Source organism: Streptomyces sp. P9-A2 (assembly GCF_036634175.1).
GTDB lineage: Bacteria > Actinomycetota > Actinomycetes > Streptomycetales > Streptomycetaceae > Streptomyces > Streptomyces pratens.
Map to the genome: position 1 here is coordinate 5,565,637 of NZ_JAZIFX010000001.1, position 14,873 is coordinate 5,580,509.

13 protein-coding genes, 1 tRNA gene and 3 pseudogenes are annotated in these 14,873 nt (G+C 69.8%); 10 read left to right on the forward strand and 7 right to left on the reverse strand.

What is annotated here, in order from left to right; all coding sequences use genetic code 11:
• Positions 1–50: 50 nt before the first annotated feature.
• Positions 51–548: a MarR family winged helix-turn-helix transcriptional regulator gene (locus V4Y04_RS25440; RefSeq protein WP_332430637.1), complete on the forward strand. Its 498-nt coding sequence runs from the start codon at positions 51–53 to the stop codon at positions 546–548.
• 529 nt (positions 549–1,077) lie between these two features.
• Positions 1,078–1,266 (forward strand): annotated as a pseudogene (locus V4Y04_RS25445) (acyltransferase); the annotation flags it as partial.
• Here the strand turns inward: V4Y04_RS25445 and V4Y04_RS25450 are convergent.
• The gene (locus V4Y04_RS25450) at positions 1,191–1,496 is read right to left on the reverse strand and encodes a hypothetical protein (RefSeq protein ID WP_332430638.1); all 306 of its coding nucleotides are present in this window, start codon (positions 1,494–1,496) and stop codon (positions 1,191–1,193) included. The pseudogene V4Y04_RS25445 and the gene V4Y04_RS25450 sit on opposite strands and share 76 nt — an antisense overlap.
• Before the next feature lie 201 nt (positions 1,497–1,697).
• Between V4Y04_RS25450 and V4Y04_RS25455 the strand changes: the two are divergent.
• Positions 1,698–2,209, forward strand: a pseudogene (locus tag V4Y04_RS25455) (saccharopine dehydrogenase); the annotation flags it as partial.
• Positions 2,210–2,222: 13 nt separating this feature from the next.
• On the opposite strand, the gene V4Y04_RS25460 reads toward V4Y04_RS25455, so the two are convergent.
• The 4 genes from V4Y04_RS25460 to V4Y04_RS25475 all read right to left on the reverse strand — a co-directional run bounded on the left by V4Y04_RS25460 (position 2,223) and on the right by V4Y04_RS25475 (position 5,295).
• Positions 2,223–2,636, reverse strand: a complete 414-nt coding sequence (locus V4Y04_RS25460; RefSeq protein ID WP_332430639.1) for a type II toxin-antitoxin system VapC family toxin — start codon at positions 2,634–2,636, stop codon at positions 2,223–2,225.
• Entirely contained in the window at positions 2,633–2,896 is a 264-nt protein-coding gene (locus tag V4Y04_RS25465) for a CopG family transcriptional regulator (protein ID WP_332430640.1), read from the reverse strand. Before V4Y04_RS25465 ends, V4Y04_RS25460 begins: the two co-directional genes overlap by 4 nt.
• A 138-nt stretch (positions 2,897–3,034) precedes the next feature.
• Positions 3,035–3,769: a serine hydrolase gene (locus tag V4Y04_RS25470; protein ID WP_332430641.1), complete on the reverse strand. Its 735-nt coding sequence runs from the start codon at positions 3,767–3,769 to the stop codon at positions 3,035–3,037.
• Between the two features lie 944 nt (positions 3,770–4,713).
• Positions 4,714–5,295 carry a hypothetical protein gene (locus V4Y04_RS25475; RefSeq protein ID WP_332430642.1) on the reverse strand — a complete coding sequence of 194 codons (582 nt, stop codon included), beginning with the start codon at positions 5,293–5,295 and terminating at the stop codon, positions 4,714–4,716.
• Between the two features lie 312 nt (positions 5,296–5,607).
• Here V4Y04_RS25475 and V4Y04_RS25480 point away from each other — a divergent pair.
• Positions 5,608–6,383 (forward strand): annotated as a pseudogene (locus V4Y04_RS25480) (tyrosine-type recombinase/integrase); the annotation flags it as partial.
• A gap of 91 nt (positions 6,384–6,474) precedes the next feature.
• Here V4Y04_RS25480 and V4Y04_RS25485 read toward each other — a convergent pair.
• The gene (locus V4Y04_RS25485) at positions 6,475–7,221 is read right to left on the reverse strand and encodes a hypothetical protein (RefSeq protein ID WP_332430643.1); all 747 of its coding nucleotides are present in this window, start codon (positions 7,219–7,221) and stop codon (positions 6,475–6,477) included.
• A 263-nt stretch (positions 7,222–7,484) separates the two neighbouring features.
• Positions 7,485–7,556, reverse strand: a tRNA-Arg gene (locus V4Y04_RS25490).
• A 127-nt stretch (positions 7,557–7,683) separates the two neighbouring features.
• Here V4Y04_RS25490 and V4Y04_RS25495 point away from each other — a divergent pair.
• From V4Y04_RS25495 to thrB, 6 genes are all read left to right on the forward strand, one after another.
• Positions 7,684–8,214: a response regulator gene (locus V4Y04_RS25495; protein WP_332430644.1), complete on the forward strand. Its 531-nt coding sequence runs from the start codon at positions 7,684–7,686 to the stop codon at positions 8,212–8,214.
• A 96-nt stretch (positions 8,215–8,310) separates the two neighbouring features.
• Complete coding sequence (nrtL, locus tag V4Y04_RS25500; RefSeq protein WP_332430645.1) at positions 8,311–9,399, forward strand: ArgS-related anticodon-binding protein NrtL; 1,089 nt, start codon at positions 8,311–8,313, stop codon at positions 9,397–9,399.
• A gap of 15 nt (positions 9,400–9,414) precedes the next feature.
• Positions 9,415–10,806: a diaminopimelate decarboxylase gene (gene lysA / locus V4Y04_RS25505; protein ID WP_332430646.1), complete on the forward strand. Its 1,392-nt coding sequence runs from the start codon at positions 9,415–9,417 to the stop codon at positions 10,804–10,806.
• A 170-nt stretch (positions 10,807–10,976) separates the two neighbouring features.
• On the forward strand, positions 10,977–12,269 hold the full coding sequence (locus V4Y04_RS25510) for a homoserine dehydrogenase (RefSeq protein WP_332430647.1): 1,293 nt from the start codon (positions 10,977–10,979) through the stop codon (positions 12,267–12,269).
• Positions 12,270–12,275: 6 nt separating this feature from the next.
• Entirely contained in the window at positions 12,276–13,334 is a 1,059-nt protein-coding gene (gene thrC, locus V4Y04_RS25515) for a threonine synthase (RefSeq protein ID WP_332430649.1), read from the forward strand.
• A gap of 464 nt (positions 13,335–13,798) precedes the next feature.
• Positions 13,799–14,716, forward strand: coding sequence for a homoserine kinase (gene thrB, locus V4Y04_RS25520; RefSeq protein WP_332430650.1), 918 nt, complete (start codon positions 13,799–13,801; stop codon positions 14,714–14,716).
• Positions 14,717–14,873 lie beyond the last annotated feature (157 nt).

The following is a 14,873-nucleotide window of genomic DNA, read 5'->3' on the forward strand; positions in this document are numbered from 1 at the left end:
AGCCTCAACCATCAAGTATCTCAATGGTTGAATGAATATATACTGACCGCATGTCCGGCACCGAAACCCCCTCCTCGTCCCTTCCGGGAGACGACCCCACAGGGATGCAGGCGTTCGCGGTGCTGCTGCGCCGGATGAACACCGAGTTCAACCGCATCGCCCACGAGTTCGCCCAGGAACAGGGCCTCCACCTCACCGATGTACAGGCACTGGTCGCGATCCTGGACGCCGACCCGGCCGAAGGCCCCATGACCCCCGGCCGGCTGCGCGACCGGCTCGACCTCACCTCGGGTGCGGTGACGGCGTGCATCGACCGCCTCGAAAGGGCGGGCCACATTCGCCGCGTACGTGCCCTGGGTGACCGCCGCGTGGTCCATCTGCACTACGAGGAGGCGGCCAGAGTCGTCGCCGGCGACTTCTTCCGTCCCTTGGCCCGGAGCACCGAAACCGCCCGCTCCCGCTTCACCCGCGAGGAGCTGACGACCGTGACCCGCTTCCTCGCCGAACTGAACCGGGAACTGGTCCTCCTGGGCCGCCACACCTCCTGACGGGCCGCCACACCTCTGACGGGACGGCACGCGCTGACGGGGCGGCACGCGGCCGCCGGGCCTCGTCGGGGCGGACGGGAGTCAGCATGGCCGCGCGTCGGCAGCGGTGCCCCTCTGTGCGGCCGCCGGGAGGCGCGGGGCCACGCCCTCGGCAAGCCGCGGCCGTCGGGGTGCGAGCGCGTTCCCCGTCTCGTGTCGCGCACGCGTCCGCCCCCTCCGACGGGTCCGGGCGCGAGTCACTCGTCCCGGGGAAGGATCCGCCGGTGCCCCGTCCTCCCGTCGCAGTGCGCTTTCCGTCGGCTCCCGACGCGGTTCTCCTCAACGCGTGGTGGAGACCGCCACCCTTGCGGAGTCGGCCGGATGTTGACGAGGTGAACAGGTCAACCGATCGATGACACGCGCCGGACTGGCTGAAAGACTAAAGCCGCAGAACCACCTGGGTCGTATACGGTCCGTCTCGTTGAACGGTCGCGTCAATGAGCGCTTCTTCGATCCTTTCATGTGAGGTGGAAGGCTTCGGCGTCCTCCACTCCCTCGCAAGGCGGGACACACCGCCGCGCGCATGGACAACGCGCTCAAGCTGCTGGAACGCGGTGAACTGGTGGGCGTGATGCCGGAGGGCTACAAGGGACTCGGCAAGCCCTACTCCGAGCGGTACCGGCTACGGCCCTTCGGCCGGGGCGGCTCCACGGGGCCGGCGCCCCCCTCGGCGAGCCCGGCGTGCAGGAGCAGCAGACGGGCCAGGGCGCGCGCCTCGTCGGCGGTGAGCGACGCCCACGTCCCCGGCGCGCCTCCCCGGTCCTGGCCGACGTCCAGGGTGACCCTGCTGATGGGCCGGTCCGCGGGGGCGAGCCGCAGACACCGCACTGCGATCCTGCGTCCGCAGACTGTCACGAGCGAGGGGTCCTCCACCACGGTGGGCAGGTCATTCCCTGTCGTCGTCGTCATCCGTCTCACACTCCTTCGCGCCGGCCGGCCCGGTAACTCCGGCCGGTGTCCTGTCCGCTGTGCCCGGTGGGCGCGTCCTGTCCGGGTGTCCGGCGGGACATCACGGTCAGCGCGGCGCGGAGCCGATATGTTCCCCGCTGTCGTGTTCCCCGCCGGATCGTGAGCTGCGGAAGGTGCGGCGGTAGGCGTTCGGGGGACCCCGCGGGCGAGGTCTCCGGCCGACGCGAGGACGGTCGACACGTCACCTGCCGGAACGGCGCTCTCGAATACCGCGACGACGCCCCGCCCACCCTGGAACGGACCTTCCCCGAACCTCTCGGAGCCCGTTCCGTGATCGGGGAGTTCACCATGGCCGACGTCGTCACCGTCCCCCGTCACCTGACCGTCCCCGACGTACGCACCTACATGACGGTCGAGACGGCGAGAGATGTCGCGTCCACCGACACACCGGCGCCCGACCGCCGTCGACGGGCGCGGCCGGTCCGCCCCAGACCTTCCTCGTCGACGCCGTCGTACGCTCCGGCGACGAACAACGCCGCGCCGTGACGAGCGGCCGCGACCTCTACGCCGTCACCGCGCCCTTCTCGGTGGAAGCGGTCCACCGCATCCTCACCGGTCGCACCGGAACAACCGGCGTCGCCTCGGCCGGCGCCCTCTTCGACGCCCCGGGCTTCCTGGACGCCCTGTCCACACACCTCGCCGTCACCCGCTGAGAGGCACCCGCGGTCAGACCTTCATGACGGTGACGCGCCCGCCGCACAGCGCGGTGAGGTCCTCGGGGTCGGAGGTGAGGACCGTGACGGGCCCGGGTGCGGCCAGGGCTGTGGCGCCGAGCATGGCGTCGATGGCGTACTTGTGACCGTGGAGACCGCAGTCCGCGAGGAGTGCGGAGGCGTGCCGGGCGATCGGTTCGGTGACGGGTTCCACGACGAGGCGGGAGAGCGTCCACTCCAGGGCCGGGCGGTTGATCCTGGGGTGCGCCACTTCCACCAGTGTGGCCGCCGAGGTGATCACACGCAGATCATCGGCACGGGCCAGGGCGAGCCACCCGGTCACGGTTCGGTCGCGCAGGACGGCCTTGGCCAGCCCTTCGCTGTCAAGGACAAGGGTGCCGCCGGGGGTGGCGGGGGAGCGGGTCACGCGGCACTCGCTCCGCCCCGCGTCTGCTCGCGGCGCGCCTGGTGGAGCTGGTCGCGGAGCGACTGGATCTCCTCGTCCGTGACGGGCCCGTGCTCGGCTTCGGAGACCTGAATGATCTCGTTGAGGTTGTCCCGTTCGATCTGACGGGCGACGGCCGCGGCCACGTAGGCGGACAGGCCGGAAGGGCCGCTGCGGGCCTTGGCCGCTTCGGCGATGTCGCGCGGCATGGTGATGGAATACTTGCCGGTGGGGTCGCTCATGCCACTGATCCTACTTCTCATCCTCCTCGTTGTTCGATGTCATGTGGCTGACGGCGCCGTCGTGGCTCCGGTCGACGGGCCGGAAGGTCCAAGCCTGGCGCAGTGGACGCGGCCTCGGGGTGGCAGAAAAAAATGGGGTCAGTGGATGATCGGAGACACAGGAGGAGTGGTGCTGCGAAGGGCGTGTACGGCTGTTCGTGCTGCTCGCTCCACCGTGGAGATGCCGTGAGACATGCTCGGGCTGCCGTGAGAGAGGACGACGACGTAGAACGTGCTCCCGTGCGCTTTGACTCGCCCCATGCTGTTGATCGCCCAGCGTTGCGAGTGGGAGCGCTGCAGCCAGCCGTTCTTGAGTTGCCAACGGCTGCCTTCCGCGGACACTCCCCAGTCCTGGTCGGCGTCGATCCGGCCCATGAAGGTCTGGATCAGGTGGCGTGAGGCTTCGCTGAGCGGTGAATGGTCGGCGAACACGGCGGTCAACAGGGTTAGTTGGTCTGCCGCGGTGGTGCGGGTGAGGCCCCAGTGGGCACCTGGTCCCGCTTGGGTGGAGGTCAGCCCCAGGGCCTTGTTGGCGTCAGCGAGTCCTGGGCCGCCGCCGATACGTTGCCACAGGGCACTTGCGGAGTCGTTGTCGCTGCTCTGGATCATTGAGGCGGCGGTGGATATCTCCCACGGGGTGAGCGACCGTCTTTCGCCCTGGGCACGCAGCAGCAGTGCCGCCAGGATGTTTACCTTCGCCACGCTCGCGGTGATGTGTGTCTGTGAGCCGTACACCGTCCGCCGGCCGGTCCTGGGCTCCAGAACGGCGACCGACACCTGGGTGCCGCTCTGCGTTCGAATCGGTTCGAGCAGACGGGCGAGCGTGTTGTCCACACCCGTCGGGGCCGAAGTCCGCGTGTCGGGGAGGCCCGGCGGCGCTTGGGCCGGCTTGCTGTTCGCCGGCGTCGAAGGTGCCTGGTTCCGTGTCAGGGGACGTCCGACCCGGTCACCGGTTGTGGTGTGACCGGCAGCGAAGCAGCCCGTGAGCAGCATGCCCGCCGCTGAGCACGCCAGCACCAGCTGTATCCGCTCCCGCCGCGCGCAGGCCTTGTCGCGTCCGCTCGGGCCGGGCGGGACAGGCTGGTGCCCCATCCCCCAGGGGGGACAGGCGGCATGATTCGGATTCATCGGGAACCTCAATCGCACAAGCGGGAGACAGGCGGAGGGAAAACCACGCCACAGTCTTTTCCGGAGTGAGGCGCGCCGCATCCCGGAGCGGTTTCCCCCTAAAGGCGTAACGCGCCCACGGAAGACGTCACCTGACGGCCCCTTGGAATGAAGCAAAGGCCCGTCTCTCGCGGCCCCGTGCACCTGCCCGCGCCGCCACATCGTGCGACGCGCCACCCCCTGGCCTCCGGGTACGGTGGCCCGTCCACGCCACTCTTCCCGGTGAGCGCCTTGCGGCGTTCGGGGGAGTTGCGCGGCGTGGCTGCGGGTGTCATCGAGGCTGGTCCGGGCGTGGAGTACGTCGGCTGTCTCAGGTGCCGGTGAGGGAAGCTGTGCACGCGGGGTGCCTCGCTGCACCCTCACCGGCCTCAGCCGCGCTGCCGTCGTGGGCCGTCGTGGGCCGTCGACCAGAATCAGCCGCGGCGGTCGGCCCGTGGCGGCGGCTTCGGAGCCCTCGGCTCGGGAAGCTGCGGTCATGTGGGCCGAATCAGCCCTTGAACTGGGCGAACGGTGGGGTCGCGGCCGTGGCGGTGACGCCTGGCCTCACCGTGATCTACCGCTGTTCCCCGCCCGTTCCGGTGCGGCTGTGGTGCGGGGCCGACTGGCCGAAGCTACTCGTCGACGCCCAGATCGGCGCGCATGGACTGCTTCAGTACCCCCAGGTAAGGCCAGACCTCGTCGTGGAATTCACTCTCCAGCGTCGCCAGTTCCTCCGCGTATGTGGAGGGTGCCGCTCCGTACTTCCTGAGCTTGCCGTACGCGGCGTTCAAACGCCTTTTTGCCGTGCCGGAGGCGCGCAACACCGCGTCCGGAACAACCATCTGGGATTCCGCGTAGCTGTCCCGATAAGCCAGCCTGCCCGCCTCCAGATTCTTCAGGGACGTGTCGACGTCCTCACTGTGTTGAAGCGCGTAGAGATAGTTGGTCATCGCCGTCAGGTACTGGCGTGAGGCAGTGTTCAGTGTGATGTAGCAGGTGCGCCGCCGTTCAAGGCTCTCGCACTGCCATTGTCTGGCCTGCTCCGCCCGGAGCAACTCCTCGGCATGACCGCGTTCCTCGCGCCGTTGTTCAGCGGCGGCCTGGAGCTCCATGCGCTTGGTGTGGTCCGCGCGGTTCTGTGTCAGCAGCGCGGCTCCCAGCGTTCCTGCCACGCCTACCATGGCGATCAACAACCCCACCCAACCGGCGTCCATGATGCCCCCTTCGTGAAGTCGGAAGGACTCGCCCCACGGCAGGTACTCCCCCCGGTACGCCTCTGCGGAACCCTCGCACTTTTCTGGGCTGTTGCCGGGAGCCCTGAAGCAGGGTCTCGCCCATCATGCCGGGGCACACGAACCCTGCGTGATCCGAATGAAAGACCCTGACTGCCATTCATGACAGGCCCGTGTTGAAGGGCCGGCGGCTGCTGCGGAAGCTGCGCTGTCCCCCCCCCCACCCGCATCACCGGCCTGGTGCAAGCCGTCCTGAGCCTGCATCTGACCTACTCGGACCGAGGATGAAAAACGCTCAATGCCGCGAATTACGCCGTCGACTTGGGGGAACTGTGTGAGAACCCCATCACGGCTGTCAGCCGGCAGAAGCCGAGGGTGTCCAACCAGGTCGATCCGCGGGTTGTCACCAACCCGGAGCAGGCCCGGAACCTCCTGGCGGCCGTCTCCTACGTCGGCGGGTATCGGCGTGCCCGTGGTCGTCGCCTCGCGGGTCTGTTCGCCGCCGTGCACTTCGGCGGCCTCCGGCCGGCGGAAGCGGTCGGCCTTGCCGAGATGGACCTGAACCTTCCCGAGCAGGGCTGGGGCTCAGCACTGCTCCACCGGGCCCGTCCGTCGGTCGGCAAGCAGTGGACCGACTCGGGGAGACTCATGACGACCGCGGGCTGAAGAACCGGCCGACCGAGGACGTCAGGCGGGTGCCCATCCTGCCGCGCCTCGTCGCCGTGCTCCGTGAGCACCTGGCCACCTTCGGCACGGCGGACGACGGGTGGCTGTTTCTCAGCGAGTAGGGCGCGGTCGTTCCGTCCTCGACCTACTACCGCGTGTGGCAGGAGGCCCGGCTCCTCGCGCTCCCGCCGGCCGTCGCGGCCTCGCCCCTTGCGAGTCGGCCGTATGACCTTCGGCACTCGGCGTTGTCGACACGGCTCAACGCCGGTGTCGACCCGACCGAGGTGGCTGAGCGCGCCGGCAACAGCGTCGAGGTCCTGCTGACCCGCTACGCGAAGTGCCCGGACGGGCGGCAGGACGTCGCCAACCGGCGCATCGAGGACCTGCTGCGCGAGTACGAGTGACGTCACCGGCCTCGGAACCGGAGCCCCTGGAGTCTTCTCCAGGGGCTCCGGTGTCACCTGGGGCCGTCCGTGGGGGACGGGTGCGGTCTCATCAGCCCCATCGGGTGGTGATGGCTTCCTCGACGCTGAAGACCGTGTCGCACTCGGCGCACTGTGCGTCGCCGAAGACATAGGTCACCTTGTGTGCGATGCCGGGGTGGCCATCCGCGAGCGCGCGCGAGTGAAGGGTTCGGGCCAGCCCGTCCAAGGCTTCGGAGGACCGGGGCTGCAACGGTACCTTTCTCCCTGCGGATTGCTTCATGTACATGCTGTCTGTGGTGGAGAAGAAGCCGTCCTCTCCGAGGACTATGAAGTTCTCCGAGGCGCATGTAGGACAGGAGACCTCGTACTCCCCATCGTTCAATCCGTCGAGCCGCTCGCCCCAGACCTTGACACCCTGAAAACTCAAAAGCGTGGCCAGCAAATCGATGTAAGTCCCTGGGAAGTCAGCGAGTGTGGAGTCCTGAAGGGCTTCCTCGGTCAGTCGGATCAGCTCGGATATCTCCGAGGCGTAGGTCACCCGGGGATCTTTCCCGTCGTGAGGTCGGTCCGTGCTGACCATGATCGAGCCGGCCAGATACAGCGGCGCCTGACGATCCGGGGTCGACCATTGCCGCGCCATCCGGGTCAGAGCGGGCAAGGCTGCGTAGCTCGCCGAGTAGACAGTGTCCTGATGGCACAGCCGGGACCACAGTTCGTCCCAGTCGGGGCTCTGTGCGTCCGTACTCGCTCCATCGAGCAGGCCGGGGACGTCTTCTGCCGTGCCATAAGCGTGGTGGAGTCGAGACCAGTCAGTCATGCCGCTGATCTAAGCAGTCGACTGCCGTGTGACGGCGTGGTGGCCGGGGATACGGGATCGGCAGGCGCACCGTTGCAACGAGCATCGGCTGACCGTCCGCCGAAAGCGCCAGTCATCTGCGGCGATGCTCCAAGATCCCGTCCACGTCTCGTCCACAGACCCCGGCATACGGCCGCTCAGGGCGACACACGGCTGCACATACGCGAAGACCCCGGCCTCAGCGTTTCCGCTGGTGACGGGGTCTTTGGGCACCTCATGCAGGGTGCCCCCGGCAGGATTCGAACCTGCGCACACGGCTCCGGAGGCCGTTGCTCTATCCCCTGAGCTACGGGGGCGTGTCGGTCGCGGTGATCGCTTCGACGGGTAGAACAGTACCAGTTCTGACGGGGTGGTCATGAACCGGTTTTCCGGGGTCGGGGGAGGCGGGTGTCACCCTCTGTGGTCGAGGGGTCGCCTCTGGGGATGGAAGTGGGGAAAACGCGGACGCGGTGGCCGGTCTCGACCTACTCTCGAGTTGTGCCAGGGGCGTCGCGCCGGGTGCTTGTTGTGGACGACAACAAGGTCATCCGGCAGTTGATCAGGGTCAATCTCGAGCTTGAGGGCATCGAGGTCGTGACCGCGGCCGATGGTGCCGAGTGTCTGGAAGTCGTCCATCAGGTGCGGCCCGACCTGGTCACCCTGGATGTCGCCATGCCGCGGCTCGACGGGCTCAGGACCGCGGCCCGGCTGCGTTCCGATCCCCGGACCCGTGACCTTCCGCTCGCCATCATCAGTGCCTGTACCCAGTACGAGGTCGAGAGCGGGCTCGATGTCGGTGTGGATGCTTTCCTCGCCAAGCCCTTCGAGCCCACTGAACTCGTGCGGATGGTATGGCAGTTGCTCGAGCGGCGAAGGCGGGGGAGTGATGGTGGGAGCAGCGGGATCGGCGGTGGGGTGAGCGGTGGCGGTGGCTTCGGGGGTGCGGAGCGGGCCGCCGGGCACGCTCCGGGGTAGTCGCGCCGCCCGGTCCGTCCGTTCGGGCGTCCACATGGCGGGATCACGGCCGAACCGGCTCGCTTCCCGACCCCCCTCCTCCCCTACCCTTGTCCCGTGACCCCCGTCGAACTCTCCCGTACCGTGCTGCGCGCGGTGCGCTGTGCTGTCGACGAGGGGGAGCTGCGGGTGGCCGTGCCCGAGCGGGTCGTCGTCGCTCCGCCGGGGCCCGGGGGGTGCGGAGAGTACGCCACCAACGTCGCCCTTCAGCTGGCCCGCCCGGCCGGGCGCACGCCGCGGCACGTTGCCGAGGTTCTCCGGGACCGCCTGCTGCGCGCCGACGGCATCGGTGATGTCGTCATCACCGGACCCGGGTTCATCAACATCAGCCTGCGCGGGGCTGCCGCCCCCCTCGCCCTCGTGGCGGAGATCACCGGTCCCGGTGACATCCCTTACGGGCATCTGCCGGAGGCGAGCGGGGAGCGGGTACTGCTGCACGCCGCCGCCGAGGTGCGTGCCTTTGTTCATCTCGACGTGCTTGTTCGGATTCTGCGGTCCCAGGGATGCCTGGTGCGGGCCGGCTGTGAGGCCGCCCCCCGGCCCGAGTGGATCGCCGTACTCGGGGGCGGAGTCGTCGATCACCGGCCCGTCGATCATCAGCCCGGTGCGGCCTCCGACGCCCTCCGGATCGATGCCCTCCGTATCGACGTCCGTCCCGTGCCCGCCCCCGCCGACCCGCTGCCGCTCGGCCGGGACGCCGCGCGGTGGGCGTTGCTGCGGCCCGCGGCGCACGACCGGCCGCGGATCGGTGCGGAGCACCTGGAGCAGAGGGAGAGCAACCCCCTCTTCCGGGTGCGGTACGCCCACGCCCGCACCCGCGCCCTCGCACGCAACGCCGCCGACCTCGGGTTCCATGCCGAGCCCGGCCCCGTCGGCATGGACGGACCCCGGCCGCTGCTCACCGCCCTCGCCGACCACCCCCGCGTTCTCGCGGCCGCCGCGCGGCACCGCGCCCCCGACCGGCTCGCCCGGCACCTCGTCACCGTCGCCGATGCCGCGCAGCCGCTGCTTCCCGCCGTGCTGCCGCTCGGCGCGGAGAAACCCTCGGCCGTCCACCGCGCCCGGCTCGCGCTCGCCGAAGCCGCCGGGACGGTGCTGGCCGACGGCCTGTCCCTGCTCGGTATCGACGCACCCGACCATCTTTGAGAGAGCACGCGAAGAATGAGCCGTTCCGCACACCCCGCCGGGCCCCGTTACGCCGATGTCCTGCCCGAGGGGCACTATTCCGCACCGCCCGCCGATCTCAACGCCCTCGACCCGAAGGTGTGGGCGCAGACCGTCGGCCGTGACGAGGACGGCGAGCTCACCGTCGGCGGGATCCCCGTCACGCGGCTCGCCGAGGAGTTCGGCACCCCCGCCTACATCCTCGACGAGACCGACTTCCGGGCCCGCGCGCAGGCCTGGCGCACCGCCTTCGGGGATGACGCCGACGTGTTCTACGCCGGCAAGGCGTTCCTCTCCCGGGCCGTCGTGCGGTGGCTCCACGAGGAAGGGCTGAACCTCGACGTCTGCTCCGGCGGGGAACTGGCCACCGCCCTGTCCGCCGGTATGCCCGCCGACCGGATCGCCTTCCACGGCAACAACAAGTCCGTGACCGAGATCCGCCGGGCCGTCGAGGCCGGGGTCGGCCGGATCGTGCTCGACTCCTTCCAGGAGATCGTCCGGGTCGCGCACATCGCGCAGTCGCTCGGCCGGCGGCAGCGGGTTCAGATCCGCATCACCGTCGGCGTCGAGGCGCACACGCACGAGTTCATCGCCACCGCCCACGAGGACCAGAAGTTCGGGATCCCGCTCGCCGGCGGGCAGGCCGCCGAAGCCGTGCGGCGGGCGCTCCAGCTGGACGGGCTGGAGCTCATCGGCATCCACAGCCACATCGGGTCGCAGATCTTCGACATGTCCGGGTTCGAGGTCGCCGCCCACCGGGTCGTCGGGCTGCTCAAGGAGATCCGGGACGAGCACGGGGTGGAGCTGCCCGAGATCGACCTCGGCGGCGGCCTCGGCATCGCCTACACCAGCGACGACGACCCCCGCGAGCCGCACGAGATCGCCAAGGCGCTGACCGAGATCGTCACCCGGGAGTGTGAGGGCGCCCGCCTCGCGACCCCCCGCATCTCCGTCGAACCCGGGCGGGCCATCGTCGGCCCGACCGCCTTCACGGTGTACGAGGTCGGCACCATCAAGCCGCTCGACGGGCTGCGCACGTACGTCTCCGTCGACGGCGGGATGTCGGACAACATCCGCACCGCGCTGTACGACGCCGAGTACAGCGTCTCCCTCGTCTCGCGCAGCTCCGACGCCGAGCCGATGCTCTGCCGGGTCGTCGGCAAGCACTGCGAGAGTGGTGACATCGTGGTGCGTGACGCCTTCCTGCCGAGGGACCTGGCGCCGGGCGACCTGATCGCCGTACCGGCCACCGGCGCGTACTGCCGGTCGATGGCGAGCAACTACAACCACGTGCTCCGCCCGCCCGTCGTCGCCGTCGCGGACGGCGAGGCGCGGGTCATCGTCCGGCGTGAGACCGAGGACGACCTCCTCCGCCTCGACGTCGGGTGAGAACGGGAAGAGAACAACAGCAGGAGCAGCAACAGGGGGAAAGCGGAAGATCTTCGGTTCTTCCGGCTTCCCGATGAAATTGATGTCTCACGATCCGGACAAAGGGAAGAAACTTCCGTCCGGTGAGTGAGACTGGGGCAACCTAGACGGTAATCAGGAAACGAGGTCGGATGATGCGTACGCGTCCGCTGAAGGTGGCGCTGCTGGGCTGCGGAGTGGTCGGCTCAGAGGTGGCGCGCATCATGACGACGCAGGCCGCCGACCTCGCCGCACGCATCGGCGCCCCGGTGGAGCTCGCCGGGGTCGCCGTGCGGCGCCCGGACCGGGTGCGCGAGGGCATCGCCCCGGAGCTGGTCACCACAGACGCCACCGCCCTGGTCAAACGCGGCGACCTCGATGTCGTCATCGAGGTCATCGGCGGGATCGAGCCCGCGCGGACGCTGATCACCACCGCCTTCGCGCACGGCGCGTCCGTCGTCTCCGCGAACAAGGCGCTGATCGCCCAGGACGGGGCCGCGCTGTACGCCGCCGCCGAGGAGCACGGCAAGGACCTCTACTACGAGGCCGCCGTCGCCGGTGCCATCCCGCTGATCCGGCCGCTGCGCGAGTCGCTCGCCGGTGACAAGGTCAACCGGGTGCTCGGCATCGTCAACGGGACGACGAACTTCATCCTCGACGCCATGGACACCACCGGCGCCGGCTACCAGGAGGCGCTCGACGAGGCCACCGCCCTCGGGTACGCGGAAGCCGACCCGACCGCCGACGTCGAGGGCTTCGACGCCGCCGCCAAGGCCGCCATCCTCGCCGGGATCGCCTTCCACACGCGCGTGCGGCTCGACGACGTGCACCGCGAGGGCATGACCGAGGTCACCGCCGCCGACTTCGCCTCGGCGAGGGAGATGGGCTGCACCATCAAGCTGCTGGCCATCTGCGAGCGGGCCGCGGACGGTGGATCCGTCACCGCGCGGGTGCATCCGGCGATGATCCCGCTCGCCCACCCGCTGGCCTCGGTCCGCGGCGCGTACAACGCCGTGTTCGTGGAGTCGGAGGCCGCGGGACAGCTGATGTTCTACGGGCCCGGCGCCGGCGGGGCGCCCACCGCCTCCGCCGTGCTCGGTGACCTCGTCGCGGTCTGCCGCAACCGGCTGGCCGGGACGACCGGACCGGGCGAGTCCGCCTACGCGGCGCTCCCCGTCTCCCCGATGGGCGAGGTCGTCACGCGCTACCACATCAGCCTCGACGTGGCCGACAAACCGGGTGTTCTCGCCCAGGTCGCGACCGTGTTCGCCGAGCACGGTGTCTCGATCGATACGGTTCGCCAGCAGGGCAAGGACGGGGAGGCCTCCCTCGTCGTCGTCACCCACCGTGCGTCCGACGCGGCCCTCGGCGGCACCGTCGACGCCTTGCGCAAGCTCGACACCGTGCGCGGTGTCGCCAGCATCATGCGGGTTGAAGGAGAGTAAGCAGCAATGACCCACCAGTGGCGCGGAATCATCGAGGAGTACCGGGACCGGCTGCCGGTCTCCGACACCACGCCGGTCGTGACGCTCCGCGAGGGCGGTACGCCGCTCGTGCCGGCGCAGGTGCTCTCCGAGCGCACGGGCTGCGAGGTCCACCTCAAGGTCGAGGGCGCGAACCCGACCGGGTCCTTCAAGGACCGGGGCATGACCATGGCCATCTCCAAGGCCAAGGAGGAGGGCGCGCAGGCCGTCATCTGCGCCTCCACAGGCAACACCTCCGCCTCCGCCGCCGCCTACGGAGTGCGCGCCGGAATGGTCTCCGCGGTGCTCGTGCCGCAGGGCAAGATCGCCCTGGGCAAGATGGGCCAGGCCCTGGTGCACGGCGCGAAGATCCTCCAGGTCGACGGCAACTTCGACGACTGCCTCACCCTCGCCCGCGCGCTCAGCGACAACTACCCCGTGGCGCTGGTCAATTCGGTGAACCCGGTGCGTATCGAGGGGCAGAAGACGGCCGCCTTCGAGATCGTGGACATGCTGGGCGACGCCCCCGACATCCACGTCCTGCCGGTGGGCAACGCGGGCAACATCACCGCCTACTGGAAGGGCTACCGGGAGTACGCCGCCGACGGCATCGCCACCCGGACCCCCCGGATGTGGGGCTTCCAGGCGTCCGGCAGTGCCCCGATCGTGCGCGGCGAGGTCGTCAAGGACCCGGCGACGATCGCCACCGCCATCCGGATCGGCAACCCCGCCTCGTGGCAGTACGCGCTTGCCGCGCGGGACGAGTCCGGCGGCCTCATCGACGAGGTGACGGACCGTGAGATCCTGCGCGCCTACCGGCTGTTGGCCTCGCAGGAGGGCGTCTTCGTCGAGCCGGCGTCCGCCGCGTCGGTCGCCGGTCTGCTGAAGGCCGCCGAGCAGGGCAAGGTGGACCCGGGGCAGAAGATCGTGTGCACCGTCACCGGCAACGGTCTGAAGGACCCGGACTGGGCCGTCGCCGGCGCGCCGCAGCCGGTCACCGTCCCCGTGGACGCCGCGACGGCCGCCGAGCGGCTCGGACTGGTCTGACCTCCGGTGGCCGGAGGGTCCTGGGCGCGCCGCCCCGGGCCCTCCGGCCACTGCGGTCCCGGGCCCTCCGGCCACCGCCACGCCGGGCGTTCCGCACCCGGCCCCGTGGTGGCACGCGTCGGCAGGACGGGCGTAAGAAGGCGCTTGCCCGGGGAAGTTCTTTGTGCAGGGGGCACAGGGGGCTTACGGCACGCATCGTGCGCCTCCCGTGCGCCCTATGTCGACACGGAACCTTCCTTCGATAGTCTGTACTCAACCCACCGCCGCATATGCCGCGGTCCCGCGTCGTCTCCGTGGTCCGGACCACGGGCCAGAGGGGCTCGGAGGGATTCGGGAAGCGGCCGGCCACCCTGGTCGGCGGCGATCCCAGGGGTTTTGCACGTCATCGAATGTCATTTGACAGTCTTCGGCAGTCTTTCGACAGTCACCGTCACAGTCCTCAGCTCAAGGAGAGTCATCGAGCGATGGCCGGTCCCGCTTTCCGCGCTGCCGCCGTCCGGGTGCGCGTCCCCGCCACCAGCGCCAATCTCGGTCCGGGCTTCGACGCCCTCGGCCTCGCGCTGGGCCTGTACGACGACGTCGTCGTCCGGGTGGCCGACACCGGGCTGCACATCGACATCGCCGGCGAGGGCGGTGAAACCCTCCCCCGTGACGAGAACCATCTGCTCGTACGCTCCCTGCGCACCACCTTCGACCTGCTCGGCGGACAGCCGCGCGGCCTGGAGATCGTCTGCGCCAACCGCATTCCGCACGGCCGGGGCCTGGGCTCCTCCTCCGCCGCCATCTGCGCCGGAATCGTCGCCGCCCGCGCCGTGACCATAGGCGCCGAGGCCAGGCTCGACGACACCGCGCTGCTCGAACTCGCCACCGAGATCGAGGGCCACCCCGACAACGTCGCAGCCTGTCTGCTGGGCGGCTTCACCCTCTCCTGGATGGAGAGCGGCGCGGCCCGCGCGATCAGGATGGAGCCCGCCGAGTCCGTCGTGCCGGTGGTGTTCGTCCCCGGGAAACCCGTCCTCACCGAGACCGCGCGCGGTCTGCTGCCGCGCACCGTGCCGCATGTCGACGCCGCCGCCAACGCGGGTCGTGCCGCCCTGCTCGTAGAGGCTCTGACCAGGCGTCCCGAGCTGCTGCTGCCCGCCACCGAGGACCGTCTGCACCAGGATTACCGCGCCCCCGCCATGCCCGAGAGCGCGGCGCTGGTCGAGCGACTGCGCGCGGACGGCGTCCCCGCGGTGATCTCCGGCGCCGGACCCACCGTCATGGCACTGGCCGACGCGGACACCGCCGACAAGGTCGAAGCGCTGGCCGGCAACGACTGGGCCGCCAACCGGCTCAGCCTCGATCTGCAGGGAGCGAGCGTGCTTCCGCTCGCCACCTGACACACGGTTGCCGGATAAGGAGAGGGGGAATGTTTGTTGGATCCGGTAGTGTTAACCTCAAGTCTGCACCCGACCCCACCATGGCGAGGTGCCTCGTGTCCCCGCTCGGGACAGACATTCTTCCGGGAGCTCCCCAAGCCCAACTGTGTTCTCTGCT